Raw genomic sequence first — 13,839 nt, forward strand, 5'->3', positions numbered from 1 at the left:
CATGACCTCCACCTTCCTGCCGGACAAGCGCAGCGGCGGGCGCGCGGCCGCCCTGCCGCCACCGGTGGCCGGTGCCGGTGGCGGCAGAGCCCGGCGCCGGCTGCTCAACTGGCTCACCGCGATGGGCTTCCAGCTGCCCGCCCTGGTGCTGTTCGGCGTCCTCGTGCTGCTGCCGATCCTGTTCGCGCTGTACGCCTCGTTCTTCCGCTGGGGCGGCTTCGGCATGCCCTCCGACTACACCGGCACCGACAACTTCACCCGGCTCTTCCAGGACGACGTCTTCCTCGGCGACCTGTGGCGCTGTCTGCTCCTGGTCCTGCTGTCACTGGCGCTGCAACTGCCGTTCGCCCTCGCCATGGCGGTGCTCCTCAACCAGAAGATCCGCGGCCGGGCCGTCTACCGGATGCTGTTCTTCGCGCCGTACGTGCTCTCCGAGGCGATCACGGGCGTGCTCTTCGGCATGATCTTCGCCCCCGACCAGGGGCTCGCCGACCACGTCCTGGGCGCCGTCGGGCTGGAGGGTCTCGGCGGGGAGTGGTTCTCCGACCCCTCCACCGTCATGGCCACCCTCTTCCTGGTCATGACCTGGAAGTACTTCGGCTTCCACATGATGCTCTACCTGGCCGGACTCCAGTCCATCCCGGCCGAGTTGACCGAGGCGGCGATCGTCGACGGCGCGAACGCCTGGCAGCGCTTCCGCCATGTCACCCTGCCGCTGCTCGCGCCCACCCTGCGCATCAGCGTCTTCCTGTCGGTCATCGGCTCCATCCAGCTCTTCGACCTGGTGTGGGTGGTCACCGCGGGCGGCCCCGACCACCATTCGGAGACCATGGCCGTGACCATGTTCCAGTACGGCTTCAAGCGCTACCAGGTCGGCTACGCCAGCGCGATCAGCGTGGCCATGTTCGCCATCAGCCTCGTCTTCGCCCTCGCCTACCAGCGGTTCGTGCTCCGCCGCGACCTGGCGGGCGCCACCACGAACATGAGGGGAGACGGCGCATGAGCAGCAGCCGTGGGACCTCCGTACGGAACCTGCCGGTGCACCTGGTCCTCGTCGTGGTCGGCGCGTTGATGGTCGCACCCCTGCTCTACGCCCTGCTCTCCGGGTTCAAGTCGACCGCCGAGCTGTCCCGCAACCCGGTCGGGCTGCCCGACTCCTGGGTCACCTCCAACTACACCGGCATCCTCGGCTCCGGCGCCTTCTGGCGGCTGGTCGGCAACAGCACCCTGATCGCGGTGGCCACCACCGTCCTCGTGGTCGCGGTGTCGGCGCTCGCCGCGTTCTCCTTCGCGCGGTTCGCGTTCCGCGGGCGCGAGGTGCTGTTCACGGTGTTCACGGTGGGGCTGATGTTCCCCTTCGCGGTGGCCGCCCTGCCCCTCTTCCTGCTGCTGCGCTCGATGCACCTGCTGGACAACCCGCTCGGCGTGATCCTTCCGCAGGCCGCGTTCGGGCTGCCCATGACCATCATCATCCTGCGCGGCTTCTTCCGGGAGATTCCCGGGGAGTTGGAGGAGGCGGCCACGCTGGACGGCTGCGGGCCGTTCGCCTTCTTCTGGCGGATCCTGCTGCCCATGGCCCGGCCCGCGCTCGGCACGGTCTCCGTGCTCGCGGTCGTCACCAGCTGGAACAACTTCTTCCTGCCGCTGCTGGTCTTCACCGACTCCACCTGGTGGACCATCCCCATCGGCGTGCAGCAGTTCCAGGGCCAGTACGTCACCGACACCGCCCGGGTCTTCGCCTATCTGGTCCTCGCCATGGTTCCCGCCCTGGCCTTCTACTCGGTCGCCGAACGCCAGCTGGTCGGCGGCCTCACCGCCGGCGCCACCAAGGGCTGAGCCCCTATCGATTGGAGTCGCACGATGTCCCGCACACGTCTCAGACTCGCCGGTGCCCTCGCGGCCTTCCTGGTGGCAGCGGGGGTGGCCACCGGCCCCGCCGCCCAGGCCCACGACCGGCAGCCCACCCTCGCCGAACTGGCCCAGCGCCACGGCCGCTACTTCGGCAGCGCCACCGACAACCCCGAACTCACCGACACCGCCTACACCAGGCTGCTCGGCAGCGAGTTCGACATGATCACCCCCGGCAACGGCATGAAGTGGTACGCCACCGAACCCGAACAGGGCGTCTTCGACTGGACCAACGGCGACCAGATCGTGAACCTCGCCCGCGCCAACCACCAGAAGGTCCGCGCCCACACCCTGGTCTGGCACAGCCAGCTGCCGAACTGGCTCACCTCCCGCACCTGGACCGCCGACGACCTGAGGGCCGTACTGAAGAAGCACATCCAGACGGAGGTACGGCACTACCGGGGCAAGGTCTACTCGTGGGACGTCGTCAACGAGGCGTTCAACGAGGACGGCACCTACCGCGAGACCCTCTGGTACAAGACGCTCGGCCCCGGCTACATCGCGGACGCGCTGCGCTGGGCCCACCAGGCCGACCCGCACGCCAAGCTCTACCTCAACGACTACAACATCGAGGCCACCGGCCCCAAGAGCGATGCCTACTACGCGCTCGCGCAGGAGTTGAGGGCCCGGCACGTGCCGCTGGACGGCATCGGTTTCCAGGCCCACCTCGCGCTCCAGTACGGCTATCCGTCCACCCTGGAGGAGAACCTCCGCCGGTTCTCCCGGCTCGGTCTGGACACCGCGCTCACCGAGGTGGACGTACGGATGCAACTGCCCGCCACGGACGAGAAACTGGCCGAGCAGGCGACCTGGTACGCGGACCTGACCAAGGCGTGCCTCGCGGTGCGCAGGTGCGTGGGCATCACCGTCTGGGACTACACGGACAAGTATTCCTGGATCCCGGCCTTCTTCCCCGGTGAGGGCGCGGCCCTGCCCTGGGACGAGCAACTCGCCCCGAAGCCGGCCTACTTCGCACTGCGCGAAGCGCTCGGTTACACGGGGTAGTCACCCCCGGACATGCGTCGGGGCCGGTGCGCACCGTGTGTGTGCGGCCGGCCCCTCATGTCACCGGGCGGAGCGGCGGGGCCGCCCGGGGTGGTGCGGTGTTCCTTCAGCGGTCTTTCAGGCGGCGGTCACCACGCGGCCGGCACCGACCGGGCGGTGCGGCGCGATGATCTGGCCGTCGGGCAGGAGCTCACCGGTGTCCTCGAAGACGAGAACGCCGTTGCACAGCAGGCTCCACCCCTGCTCCGGGTGGGACGCCATGAGGCGGGCGGACTCCCGGTCGGCGGATTCGGCTGTCGGACACGGCGGCTGGTGCTGGCACATGGGTGGGGTCTCTCGCTTTGTCGTGGTCATGTCGGTCCCCCGTGGTGATGAGTCGGTCGGAAACCAGTGTTGCCCTCCGGGCGTTGTTCCGCAGGGATTTCGCTGCACCGCTTCTCACAGGTTGGAGACGCGTCACCCGCGCGGACGGTTCATCCCGACCGGGCCGCCCATCCGGATGGTTTTGCATGGCCGGATGGGGCTAGTCCACGTGGGGCCGGTGGGGATCGCACACCCACCCCGCCGCCCTGGTCCGGGTGGCGGGGTGCGGCCGGGCCGGTCTCAGGCGGGCGTGATGAGCAGGGGCGCCGGGGTGACCCGGTGGGTCAGCACCGGGAGCAGCTCGTCGACCAGGTGGGGGCGGTGGGCCGCGATCCCGGGCGGGGCCGGGGCGAGCGGGACAAGGAGGTCGGTGGCGGCCGGGTGGCCCTCGGCGCCGTCCGCCGTGCAGTCGCCGTGCAGCCACAGGGTCAGCATGTAGAGGCCGGGCACGGACAACAGGCGCGGCTGGTAGGTCTGTTGCAGGGCCTCGGCCTGGTGCAGGGCCCGCTCGGTGGAGGTGATGTAGGGCCCCTCGAAGAAGTGCGAGAAGGCCCAGCCGTCCGGGGTGAGCATCGTCTCGGCCGCGGCCACCGCCCGGTCGCCGCAGCGGATCAGGAAGCGCCAGCCGGTCAGCCGGGTGGCGGACACGCCCTCCGGGGTGATCCGGTCCAGTACGTGCACGGGCAGCGGGAGTTCGGGGATCGCGGGTCCCTGCGCGGCGCGCAGGGAGGGGGTACGGGCCTCACGGACCGCGGTGGGGGAACCGAGGGCGGTGAGGACGGAACGCAGTGCGGGTGCGGGGGCAGGGGGGACTTGCAGCGGCATGGTGGTCGCCTCTCATTCGACAGGCGCGGTGGCGCGAGGGCGGGGGCGGACGGCGCTGTCAGCTCACGGGGGGTCAGAGAGGCGGCGGCCCGGTTCGGTGAAGAGAGGTGCGGGCGTTGCCTGCCGCACGCAATCGGACGGCAGGAACCAGGACCGTGGGCGCCAGCCTTCTGCCTTGTTCGCGGAGTTTATACGACGCCTGTTCAGACGGTGTTTCACCGGGCCGTTTCACAGAACCGGACAAGGCGCAATTCAGCCGTCGATTCGCGGGGAATCCTCCCGGTTTTCTGCCTGCCGAAGCCCTGCTGACCTCGGAATACGAGGTTGTCGCGGTCGGCCGAATGTCGTCGGCGTTTTTCACGAGGGGAACAGGGAACCCGAAGTTGCACGATGCTCCATGCCCCGTGAATGTGCCGCAGGACACATTCCAACAGAGTAGCGGGTGCCGGTCCCGCGCGCGACGTTATCGATCGCCTCCGCTGGGCATCATCCCACCTGGACCCGGGACACCGGCGGCCGGAACCTCGGCCCGCCCATTCGAGGAGGGACGCTTCGATGGGGGAGAAGGTCGTGGCGGGCCGGTTCGACCTGTCCGATCGCCAGCGGTACCGCGAAAAGCTCCGTGCCTGTCTGTCGGGGCTGGAGCGGCTGCTGGTGGAGAAGCGGTTCGACCGCCCCAAGAACCTGATGGGTGTCGAGATCGAATTGAATCTCGCCGGCGCCGACGGCATGCCGAGAATGCTGAACGGGCCGGTTCTGGAACGTATCGCAAGCCGAGATTTCCAAACAGAACTCGCCATGTTCAACCTGGAAGTGAACATAGCTCCACATCGGCTCGGCGGCCGGGTATTCGACCGGCTCGCGGAAGAACTCCGGACCTCGCTGGCGTACGCCGACCGCAAGGCGGGCGAGGTGGACGCCGGAATCGTGATGACCGGCATTCTGCCCACGCTGGAACGGGACGACCTGGTCTCCGCGAACCTCTCCGAGGTCGACCGGTACACCCTGCTCAACGACCAGATCGTGGCCGCCAGGGGCGAGGACTTCCGGCTGGACATCGAGGGCGTGGAGCACCTCGTGTGCACCTCGAAGTCGATCGTCCCCGAGGCCGCCTGCACCTCCGTGCAGTTGCACCTCCAGGTCACCCCGGCCCGCTTCGCCGACGTGTGGAACGCGGCGCAGGCGGCGGTCGCCGCGCAGATCGCCGTGGGCGCGAACTCCCCCTTCCTCTTCGGCCACGAACTGTGGCGCGAGTCCCGCCCCCCGCTGTTCCTCCAGGCCACCGACACCCGCCCGCCGGAACTCCAGGCCCAGGGCGTACGGCCGCGGACCTGGTTCGGCGAACGCTGGATCACCTCCGCGTACGAGCTGTTCGAGGAGAACCTGCGCTTCTTCCCGGCGCTCCTCCCGATCTGCGACGAGGAGGACCCGCTCGCCGTCGTCGAGGCCGGCGGGGTGCCGAAGCTCGCCGAACTCGTCCTGCACAACGGCACGGTGTACCGCTGGAACCGGCCGGTCTACGGCATCGCCGACGGGGTCCCCCACCTGCGGGTGGAGAACCGTGTGCTTCCTGCCGGGCCGACCGTCACCGACGTCATCGCCAACGCGGCGTTCTACTACGGCCTCGTCCGCGCCCTCGCGGAGGAGAGCCGCCCGGTGTGGACGCGGCTGCCGTTCGCCACGGCGGAGGCGAACTTCGACGCGGCGTGCCGGTACGGGATCGACGCGCGTCTGGTCTGGCCGAGGAGGGGCCGGTACGGCGGGGGTACGGCCGAGGTCGACGCGGTGACCCTGGTCCGCGACGAACTGCTGCCGCTGGCGGAGGCGGGGCTGGACGCGTGGGGGGTGGAGGCCGCGGACCGTGACTTCTACCTGGGCGTGATCGACGAGCGGTGCCGGCGGCGGGTGAACGGGGCGTCCTGGCAGGCGGCGACGTTCCACCGGGCGCTGGAGCAGGGGCTGCCGAGGGATGTGGCGCTGGCCGCGATGACGCGGCGCTATGCCCAGCTGATGAATGCGGGGGAGCCGGTGCATACGTGGCCGGTGGGGTTGTTGGAGCCGGTGCTGATGGGGTGAGCGCGGTTGGAGGTGGGTGCGGTGGGGTGCCGGGTGCGGCGCCGTGGGGGCTGGTCGCGCAGTTCCCCGCGCCCCTAACGGGGCGCTTCAGTCGCCCCTGCTGCCACGATTGCCTGCAGAATCACCGTGTGGATCTGGGACGGGTCGTCTACCTGGTGGCCTGAGCCGCCCGTGGCTTCCGCTATCTGCTGGGCCTCTTCCTTCGAGGCGTCCGAGCCCACGGCGATGACGATGAGCGGGACCGGCTTCTCGGGGTTGGTGAGTCTGCGCAGGTCCGTGATCAGCTGGGTGCGGGAGATGCTGCCGGGGTCCTGGTTGACGCCGTCGGTCAGGATGACCAGGGCGTTGAACTTGCCCTTGGCGTAGGTGGACGTCGCCTCCTTGTACGCGGCCAGCGTCGTGTCGTAGAGGCCCGTCGCGCCGTTCGGGACCGGCTGGAGGTTGCTGAACGCCGAGGAGAGGACGTCGCGTTGGGTGCCGTTGCCCTTGGTGTCGCCGAGGCGTTCCGTGGGGACCAGGACACGGTAGTCCTTGTCGCCGTCCAGCTTCGTGGAGAACTCCCAGAGGCCGATCTCGTCCTCGGGCGTGAACGTCGCGAGGGCCTGGAGGAGGGACGCCTTGGTGACGTCCATCCGGGACCGGCCCCCGGAGACGGGCTCGGCCATGGACCCGGACGCGTCGACCACCGTGGTGATCCGGGCGCTCTGCACGGTGATCGTCCAGGTGCCCAGGGCGTCCCGCACGGCCGACTCGGAGGCCGGTTCCACCGTCGGCTCGGTGTAGGGCTGCGGGTCGCGGCCCCCGGCCTGCCGGACCAGCGCCGTCGGCACGGTCGAGTCGTCCGTGCGGAAGCCGGCCTTTGTGAGCAGCTGCTGCTGGGCGGGCTGCTGTACGTACGTCAGGAACCGCAGTGCGGCCCGGCTCTCGTCGGTGCTCAACTCCGGCTCGTCGACGAGGGCGTAGGGATAGTCGAGGGCGGGTGAGCCGTCCTTCGGATAGAAGAGGTCGAGGCGGCGGGCGGAGTCGGCGGTCGCGTTGTGGGCGAACGCCGCCTGTTCCGTGAGGATCAGCGCCTGGTTGCGTTTGGGGTTGCCCTGTTCCGTGCCGGAGGAGTCACGGGGCAGGGTGTCGACGACCTGGGCGTCGGTGTCGGAGACGCGCTGCGAGAGCGTCTTCATCATCGCGGCCGCCTGGGTGGCCCCGTCCTTCACCTTCGCCGCCGCCGTACTGAGCTGGGTGAGCGCCAGCAGCCCCGTCGCGCTGCGCGCCGGATCGGCCGCGCCCAGCTTCAGCGAGTCGCCCCGCATCGCGGCCCCGGCCAGCTCCAGCCAGCTGTACGCCTTGTCCGGCCAGCCGAGCGACTTGGCGGCGGCCGGCACCATCGCCATGGCGACCGGTGTCGTGGCCACATTGCCGACCGAGGTCACCTCGGGCGCCGTACCGTCCGCCGCGACCCGGTCCAGCCACAGCGAGGAGTCCGGCACCCACACCTGCGCGTCCGGCTTCCTGCCGGTCTGGAGCGCGTCGGTGACCTTGTACGACTCCTGGGCGCTGACCGTGACCGCGATGCACCGCCCGTCGGAGGTGACGTTCTGCTCGCGGGCCCGCTCGGCCGCCGCCGTCAGCGCGGGCGACAGGTCGGGGGAGGCGGCGACCGTCACCCGTACGGGGTCGTCCTTGCAGGATGCGCCGAAGGAGATCAGACCGGTCTGCACGGCGGCCGCGGTGCCCCCGGCGACGACCAGCACGAGGGCCGTCGCGACGGCCACCGTACGGCGGCGGGCGCGTGGACGGGGGTCGGCCGCGCCCGCCCCATGGTGATCGGGCAAGCTGTGACGTCCCATGACGGTGGTGCCCCTCCCTGTCCCCCCGACAGCCCGGCGCGCACGGTCTTCGTAACTGCTTTCGAGACAGTAGCGGGGCGAAGATGGGCATGGGGCGGGATTGCTCAACTGGAGGCAGGAGTGCAGGTGGAGGCGGAACAGGTGGCCGGTGCGTACCCGCTGGAGCGGCCCTCGCGGCGCATGTTCAGGGACGAGACGCTGCTCGTTCTGGGGCTTTCGCTCGGTGCGAGCGGAGTGTCCGCCCTGATCAGCTTTGTCGGATCGGTCACCAAACCGGGCGGGCTCAAGGACCAGGCGGCGACCATGAACGCCTCGGCCGCGCCGGGCCGTCCATGGCTGGATCTCGCCTGGCAGCTGTTCGGCATCGCGTCCGCGCTCGTCCCCGTCTTCCTGGTCGCCCATCTCCTGCTCCGCGAGGGCGCGAGCCTGCGCACGCTGGGCTTCGACCGCACCCGCCCCTGGCCCGACCTCGGGCGCGGGGCGGGGATCGCGGCGGTGATCGGCAGCACCGGAATCGCCTTCTACCTGGCCGCCCGCGGTCTCGGCTTCAACCTCACGGTGGTGCCGGAGGCGCTGCCCGGCGTGTGGTGGAAGTACCCCGTGCTGATCCTCTCCGCGATGCAGAACGCGATCCTCGAAGAGGTCATCGTGGTGGGGTATCTGCTGCGCCGCCTCGACCAGTTGGGCTGGAGCGCGGGCGCGGCGCTGGTGGCCAGTTCCGTACTGCGCGGCTCGTACCACCTCTACCAGGGGATCGGCGGCTTCGTCGGCAACATGGTGATGGGCGTCGTCTTCGTCTACCTGTACCGGCGGTGGGGCCGGGTCGGCCCCCTGGTGGTGGCGCATTCCCTCCTCGACATCGGCGCGTTCGTCGGCTACGCGCTGCTCGCCGGCAAGGTGGGCTGGCTGCCTACGGCGTGAGCAGTTCCCCGTCGACGACGGTGACGGCGCGCCCGGTGAGCAGGGTGCGGTCGCCACGCAGGGAGGTGCGGACGAGTCCGGTACGACGGGATGCCTGCAGCCCCGTCAGATCGTCCCGGCCGAGCCGCCCGGACCAGTGCGGCGCGAGGGCGGTGTGCGCACTCCCGGTCACCGGATCCTCGTCGATGCCGACGTTCGGGAAGAAGCAGCGGGAGACGTAGTCGTAGCCCTTCTCCGGGTCCGCGGCACGGGCGGTCGCGATGATCCCGCGCGCGGAGCAGGCGCCGAGGGACCTGTGGTCGGGGGAGAGGCCGAGGACGGTCTTCTCGTCGGCGAGTTCGAGCAGCAGATCACCGACGTTCGGCCCGGTGTCGAAGACGGCGACGGGTTCGGCACCGAGCGCGTCCGCGACGCCGGCGGGGGCGTCGACGCGGGTGAGCGGGGCGGTGGGGAAGTCGAGAGTGATCGCTCCGTCCGCGCCGGCCGAGGCGATCAGCACCCCACTCCTGGTGGCGAACCGCACGGGCCCCGCGCACACGCCGGTCGTACTCAGGACGTGGGCGGTGGCCAGCGTGGCATGCCCGCACATCGCGACCTCGGCGACCGGGGTGAACCACCGCAGCGCCCAGTCGGCGTCCCCGCCCTCGGGCAGCGGGTGCGCGAAGGCGGTCTCGGCGTGGTTCACCTCCATGGCGATGTTCTGCATCCACTCGTCATCGGGAAAGGCGTCGAGCAGCACGACACCGGCAGGGTTCCCGGCGAAGGCCCGCTCGGCAAAGGCATCGACGATTCGAATCCGCATGCCCCAGACGCTAGGCCTTCCCCACCAAGCCCGCCCAAGGCCAATCCCACACCCCTGGCCCGATTTCCCCCAGGCGGCCCCGGCACTGGCGCCCCGTCAGGGGCGCGGGGAACTGCGCGACAAGCCACGACGGCGCCGCACCGGCGGTCGGACCCTGGCCACGATGGCGCCCGTCGGGGGCGCGGGGAACTGCGCGACAAGCCACGACGGCGCCGCACCGGTGGTCGGACCCTGGCCACGATGGCGCCCGTCGGGGGCGCGGGGAACTGCGCGAAAACGCACGACGGCGCCGCACCGGCCATCCGACCGCAACGCCCCCACCGGCCATGCCCCGCAATCCCCGGCAACGAAAAGGGCCGACCCGGTGTCGGGTCGGCCCTCCTGAGCGGAACGCTCAGTCCGTGCCCAGTTCCATCGCAGCCCGGTCCAGCAGCTCGTCGTCGTCCGGCGCAGCCTCCCCGCGGGACGCGATCGCCTCGGCGCCGCCCTTCGGCAGCGTGCCGATCAGCCCCGTCGCCGCCGCCTGCGCCGCACCGATCGCCGGGTTGGCGGAGCCGATCAGACCCAGCCCCGCGTACTGCTCCAGCTTCGCGCGGGAGTCGGCGATGTCGAGGTTGCGCATGGTCAGCTGGCCGATCCGGTCCACCGGACCGAACGCGGCGTCCTCGGTGCGCTCCATCGACAGCTTGTCGGGGTGGTAGCTGAACGCGGGGCCGGTCGTGTCGAGGATCGAGTAGTCCTCGCCGCGCCGCAGCCGCAGCGTCACCTCACCGGTGATCGCCGCGCCGACCCACCGCTGCAGCGACTCGCGGATCATCAGCGCCTGCGGGTCCAGCCACCGGCCCTCGTACATCAGCCGACCGAGCCGCCGGCCCTCGTTGTGGTACTGCGCGACCGTGTCCTCGTTGTGGATCGCGTTGACGAGGCGCTCGTACGCGGCGTGCAGCAGCGCCATGCCCGGCGCCTCGTAGATGCCGCGGCTCTTCGCCTCGATGATCCGGTTCTCGATCTGGTCGGACATGCCGAGCCCGTGCCGGCCGCCGATCGCGTTGGCCTCCATGACCAGCTCGACCGCGGTCTCGAACTCCTTGCCGTTGATCGTCACCGGCCGGCCCTGGTCGAAGCCGATCGTGACGTCCTCGGGAAGGATCTCGACCTCGGGGTCCCAGAACCGCACGCCCATGATCGGGTCGACGGTCTCGATGCCGTTGTCCAGGTGCTCCAGGGTCTTCGCCTCGTGCGTGGCGCCCCAGATGTTGGCGTCCGTGGAGTACGCCTTCTCCGTGCTGTCCCGGTAGGGCAGCCCGTGCGCGAGCAGCCACTCGGACATCTCCTTGCGGCCGCCGAGCTCCGTCACGAAGTCCGCGTCCAGCCAGGGCTTGTAGATCCGCAGGTGCGGGTTGGCGAGCAGCCCGTACCGGTAGAACCGCTCGATGTCGTTGCCCTTGAAGGTCGACCCGTCGCCCCAGATCTGGACGTCGTCCTCCAGCATGGCCCGCACCAGCAGCGTGCCGGTGACGGCACGGCCGAGCGGCGTGGTGTTGAAGTACGCCCGCCCGCCGGAGCGGATGTGGAACGCACCGCAGGTCAGCGCGGCCAGGCCCTCCTCGACCAGCGCGGCGCGGCAGTCGACCAGGCGGGCGATCTCGGCACCGTAGGTGTGCGCGCGGCCGGGCACCGACGCGATGTCGGGCTCGTCGTACTGGCCGATGTCGGCGGTGTAGGTGCACGGGACGGCGCCCTTGTCGCGCATCCACGCGACCGCGACCGAGGTGTCGAGCCCGCCGGAGAAGGCGATGCCGACGCGCTCGCCGGCGGGAAGGGAGGTGAGGACCTTGGACATAGGAAGATTATGCATGAGAACGCATGGTCATGCAACGCCCCTGTTCGGTCCGCCTCAGACGGCTGGCGCCGTGGTGAGCATCCAGTGGCTGAAGGCGGCGTACCGCTGCGCGAACTCGGCGGCGTCGGCGGCGAGCTCCACGGCCGCGGAGTGCTCGCGGACCTCCTCGAAACGGGCGATGCGCGCGGCCTCGTACCGGAGGAGCGCCTTCGCGGTGTCCGGCTCGGCGTCCAGGCTCGCGCGCAGCACCCCCGCGTCCTCGACGCCCAGCGTGCCGCCCGCCGAGATGTGCGGCGACAGACCGTGCGCCGCGTCCCCGATCAGCGCGACCCGCTCGCCCGTCCAGCGCTGAAGCGGCGGGACGAACATGATCTGGTTCTCCAGGATCGCCTCCTCGGGGGTGTCGGCGATCATCCGCAGCAGATCGTCGTGCCAGCCCGCCTCGGCCAGGTTCCGTGCGCGGTCAAGGGCCCGGTCCCGCTTGCCCCCGGTGAGCGGACCCGCTTCGAACTGGTTGACCATCCACATGGTCTGCCCGTCCGACACCCGCGCGTAGCCGCCCCGGGTGCGGTCCCTTCCGACCGTGAGCACCGTGCCCCCGGGCCGCTCGTCCCCGGCGGGCACGAGCGCGCGCCAGGCGTAGTGGCCGGCGTGCGGCGCGGCCTCGCTGCCGGGCGCGAGCTGCGCGCGCACCCGGGAGTGCACGCCGTCCGCGCCGATCAGCAGGTCCGCGCGCAGCTCCGCCCCGTCGGCCAGGTGGACGACGACCTCCGGCCCGTCCTCGGTGTACCCGCTCACGTGCGCGTCGAGCCGGATCCGGTCCCGGCCGACCGCGTCGGCGAGCACGATGTTCAGCGCGGGGCGGGGGACGAGCAGGAACCGGTGGTCGCTCGCGTCGTAGCCGTCGGCGCGTATCGGGCGGCCGGCGGCGTCGTGGAACCAGGTGTCGATCCCGTTGCCCAGGGCGCGGACCGCCGCGCCGATGCCGATCCGGTCGAACTCGCGCAGCGCGTTGGGCCACAGCCCGATGCCCGCTCCGGCGGCCCGCACCGCCGGCGCCTGCTCCAGCACGGTGACCTCGTGCCCGATCAGCCCGAGAGACGCGGCGGTGGTGAGCCCGACCAGTCCGCCCCCGACGATCACTGTACGCATCGCTGACTCCCCTCGACTCGGGCGCCGTTCGGCGCCGATGTCCAGTTAAGAAGGAGAGGCACATAACTTCAAATGCATAGTCGGCCATGCATAGCATTACTCTCATGCATCTGGATCTGAACCTTCTGATCGCGCTCGACGCCCTGCTCGAAGAGCGCGGCGTCGGTGCCGCCGCCGACCGGCTGCATCTCTCGCAGCCCGCCATGAGCCGCACGCTCGGCCGCATCAGGAAGGCGACCGGGGACGAGATCCTCGTGCGCTCGGGTCGCGCGATGCTGCCGACGCCGTACGCCGAGCAGATCCGCGACGAGGTCCACCAGCTCGTCACCCGGGCCCAGGCCGTACTCTCCCCGACGGCCGAGGTGGATCCCGCCACGCTGGAGCGCACGTTCACCCTCCAGTGCAACGACGTCGTCGCCGACGCCCTCCTGCCGCGCCTCGCCGCCCCGCTCGCCGTCGGCGCACCCGGCGTCTGCCTGCGGGTGCTCGGCGAGGCGGACACCTCCGTCGACGAGCTCCGCCGGGGGCGCGTCGATCTCCAGGTCACCGACGAGGCCCCGCAGCACGCCGACACGCGCTCCACGACCCTGCTCACCGACACCCTGGCCGTCGTCGGCCGCCGCGACCTGCCCCACGACCCGTCGACCTGGGCCGGATTCGCCGCCCTGCCCCAGGTCGTGATCTCCCGCCGCGGCCGCGTCCGCGGTCGTATCGACGACCTGCTGGAGGCCCGGGACCTGCGCAGACGCATCGCGTTCAGCGTGCCCACCCTGGCTCTGGCGCTGCGGACCGTGGCCGCCCACGAGCTCATCACCGTCGCCCCTGTGCTGCTCGGCGGCCAGGCGCTGCCGACTCCGCTCCGGACCTACCCCCTGCCCGTCGAGACCCCGGCCGTCCCCGCCGTCCTGGCCTGGCACGCCCGCCACGACCGCGACGCCGCACACCGCTGGCTGCGGACGCTGGTCGCGGACACCCTCATGGCGATCGGCCGCGACGGCTGACGGACGGAGAGTCGAGCGGCCCACCGTCCATGAGGTAGCAGGTGTTAACGTGATTTTGCGGTGGCTGATTGTCCATATATTTAACAACTTGTGTGGAGT

General features: G+C 70.8%; 12 protein-coding genes. 6 read left to right on the plus strand and 6 right to left on the minus strand.

Annotated elements, in window-relative coordinates:
* The first annotated feature begins 1 nt into the window (after nucleotide 1).
* The 3 genes from AB0D85_RS36155 to AB0D85_RS36165 are packed head-to-tail and all read left to right on the plus strand — an operon-like array spanning nucleotide 2 to nucleotide 2,913.
* Nucleotides 2–1,003, plus strand: coding sequence for a sugar ABC transporter permease (locus tag AB0D85_RS36155; RefSeq protein WP_362329710.1), 1,002 nt, complete (start codon nucleotides 2–4; stop codon nucleotides 1,001–1,003).
* Entirely contained in the window at nucleotides 1,000–1,836 is an 837-nt protein-coding gene (locus AB0D85_RS36160; protein ID WP_362329713.1) for a carbohydrate ABC transporter permease, read from the plus strand. The genes AB0D85_RS36155 and AB0D85_RS36160 overlap by 4 nt, the downstream gene beginning before the upstream one ends.
* 24 nt (nucleotides 1,837–1,860) lie before the next feature.
* The gene (locus AB0D85_RS36165) at nucleotides 1,861–2,913 is read left to right on the plus strand and encodes an endo-1,4-beta-xylanase (protein ID WP_362329717.1); all 1,053 of its coding nucleotides are present in this window, start codon (nucleotides 1,861–1,863) and stop codon (nucleotides 2,911–2,913) included.
* 117 nt (nucleotides 2,914–3,030) lie between these two features.
* Here the strand turns inward: AB0D85_RS36165 and AB0D85_RS36170 are convergent, their stop codons facing one another.
* Both AB0D85_RS36170 and AB0D85_RS36175 read right to left on the minus strand, forming a co-directional pair.
* Nucleotides 3,031–3,237, minus strand: a complete 207-nt coding sequence (locus AB0D85_RS36170; protein ID WP_362330088.1) for a DUF5999 family protein — start codon at nucleotides 3,235–3,237, stop codon at nucleotides 3,031–3,033.
* Nucleotides 3,238–3,516: 279 nt separating this feature from the next.
* Nucleotides 3,517–4,101 carry a hypothetical protein gene (locus AB0D85_RS36175; RefSeq protein WP_362329720.1) on the minus strand — a complete coding sequence of 195 codons (585 nt, stop codon included), beginning with the start codon at nucleotides 4,099–4,101 and terminating at the stop codon, nucleotides 3,517–3,519.
* 555 nt (nucleotides 4,102–4,656) lie between these two features.
* Between AB0D85_RS36175 and AB0D85_RS36180 the strand changes: the two genes are divergently transcribed.
* Entirely contained in the window at nucleotides 4,657–6,177 is a 1,521-nt protein-coding gene (locus AB0D85_RS36180; protein WP_362329723.1) for a glutamate--cysteine ligase, read from the plus strand.
* A gap of 74 nt (nucleotides 6,178–6,251) precedes the next feature.
* Here the strand turns inward: AB0D85_RS36180 and AB0D85_RS36185 are convergent, their stop codons facing one another.
* A complete protein-coding gene (locus AB0D85_RS36185) occupies nucleotides 6,252–8,021 on the minus strand; it encodes a substrate-binding and VWA domain-containing protein (protein ID WP_362329726.1) in 1,770 nt (589 codons plus the stop codon).
* A 180-nt stretch (nucleotides 8,022–8,201) separates the two neighbouring features.
* Here AB0D85_RS36185 and AB0D85_RS36190 point away from each other — a divergent pair, with 180 nt between their 5' ends.
* Nucleotides 8,202–8,942, plus strand: a complete 741-nt coding sequence (locus tag AB0D85_RS36190; protein ID WP_362330091.1) for a type II CAAX endopeptidase family protein — start codon at nucleotides 8,202–8,204, stop codon at nucleotides 8,940–8,942.
* Here AB0D85_RS36190 and AB0D85_RS36195 read toward each other — a convergent pair.
* The 3 genes from AB0D85_RS36195 to AB0D85_RS36205 all read right to left on the minus strand — a co-directional run bounded on the left by AB0D85_RS36195 (nucleotide 8,932) and on the right by AB0D85_RS36205 (nucleotide 12,739).
* Entirely contained in the window at nucleotides 8,932–9,744 is an 813-nt protein-coding gene (locus AB0D85_RS36195) for a PhzF family phenazine biosynthesis protein (protein WP_362329729.1), read from the minus strand. The genes AB0D85_RS36190 and AB0D85_RS36195 overlap by 11 nt on opposite strands.
* Nucleotides 9,745–10,138: 394 nt before the next feature.
* Nucleotides 10,139–11,587 carry an argininosuccinate synthase gene (gene argG, locus AB0D85_RS36200; RefSeq protein ID WP_362329732.1) on the minus strand — a complete coding sequence of 483 codons (1,449 nt, stop codon included), beginning with the start codon at nucleotides 11,585–11,587 and terminating at the stop codon, nucleotides 10,139–10,141.
* A 54-nt stretch (nucleotides 11,588–11,641) separates the two neighbouring features.
* Nucleotides 11,642–12,739, minus strand: a complete 1,098-nt coding sequence (locus AB0D85_RS36205) for an FAD-dependent monooxygenase (protein ID WP_362329735.1) — start codon at nucleotides 12,737–12,739, stop codon at nucleotides 11,642–11,644.
* Nucleotides 12,740–12,843: 104 nt separating this feature from the next.
* Between AB0D85_RS36205 and AB0D85_RS36210 the strand changes: the two genes are divergently transcribed.
* A complete protein-coding gene (locus AB0D85_RS36210; protein ID WP_362329738.1) occupies nucleotides 12,844–13,740 on the plus strand; it encodes a LysR family transcriptional regulator in 897 nt (298 codons plus the stop codon).
* Nucleotides 13,741–13,839: the final 99 nt, after the last annotated feature.

It is taken from the genome of Streptomyces sp. NPDC048277 (assembly GCF_040652235.1).
GTDB lineage: Bacteria > Actinomycetota > Actinomycetes > Streptomycetales > Streptomycetaceae > Streptomyces.

Excerpts from the sequence above, each read along its gene's own strand:
- AB0D85_RS36205 (WP_362329735.1), bottom strand. The coding sequence starts at position 12,739 with ATGCGTACAGTGATCGTCGGGGGCGGACTGGTCGGGCTCACCACCGCC.
- AB0D85_RS36170 (WP_362330088.1), bottom strand. The coding sequence starts at position 3,237 with ATGTGCCAGCACCAGCCGCCGTGTCCGACAGCCGAATCCGCCGACCGG.
- argG (WP_362329732.1), bottom strand. The coding sequence starts at position 11,587 with ATGTCCAAGGTCCTCACCTCCCTTCCCGCCGGCGAGCGCGTCGGCATC.
- AB0D85_RS36210 (WP_362329738.1), top strand. The coding sequence starts at position 12,844 with ATGCATCTGGATCTGAACCTTCTGATCGCGCTCGACGCCCTGCTCGAA.
- AB0D85_RS36180 (WP_362329723.1), top strand. The coding sequence starts at position 4,657 with ATGGGGGAGAAGGTCGTGGCGGGCCGGTTCGACCTGTCCGATCGCCAG.
- AB0D85_RS36175 (WP_362329720.1), bottom strand. The coding sequence starts at position 4,101 with ATGCCGCTGCAAGTCCCCCCTGCCCCCGCACCCGCACTGCGTTCCGTC.
- AB0D85_RS36195 (WP_362329729.1), bottom strand. The coding sequence starts at position 9,744 with ATGCGGATTCGAATCGTCGATGCCTTTGCCGAGCGGGCCTTCGCCGGG.
- AB0D85_RS36160 (WP_362329713.1), top strand. The coding sequence starts at position 1,000 with ATGAGCAGCAGCCGTGGGACCTCCGTACGGAACCTGCCGGTGCACCTG.
- AB0D85_RS36155 (WP_362329710.1), top strand. The coding sequence starts at position 2 with ATGACCTCCACCTTCCTGCCGGACAAGCGCAGCGGCGGGCGCGCGGCC.
- AB0D85_RS36185 (WP_362329726.1), bottom strand. The coding sequence starts at position 8,021 with ATGGGACGTCACAGCTTGCCCGATCACCATGGGGCGGGCGCGGCCGAC.
- AB0D85_RS36165 (WP_362329717.1), top strand. The coding sequence starts at position 1,861 with ATGTCCCGCACACGTCTCAGACTCGCCGGTGCCCTCGCGGCCTTCCTG.
- AB0D85_RS36190 (WP_362330091.1), top strand. The coding sequence starts at position 8,202 with ATGTTCAGGGACGAGACGCTGCTCGTTCTGGGGCTTTCGCTCGGTGCG.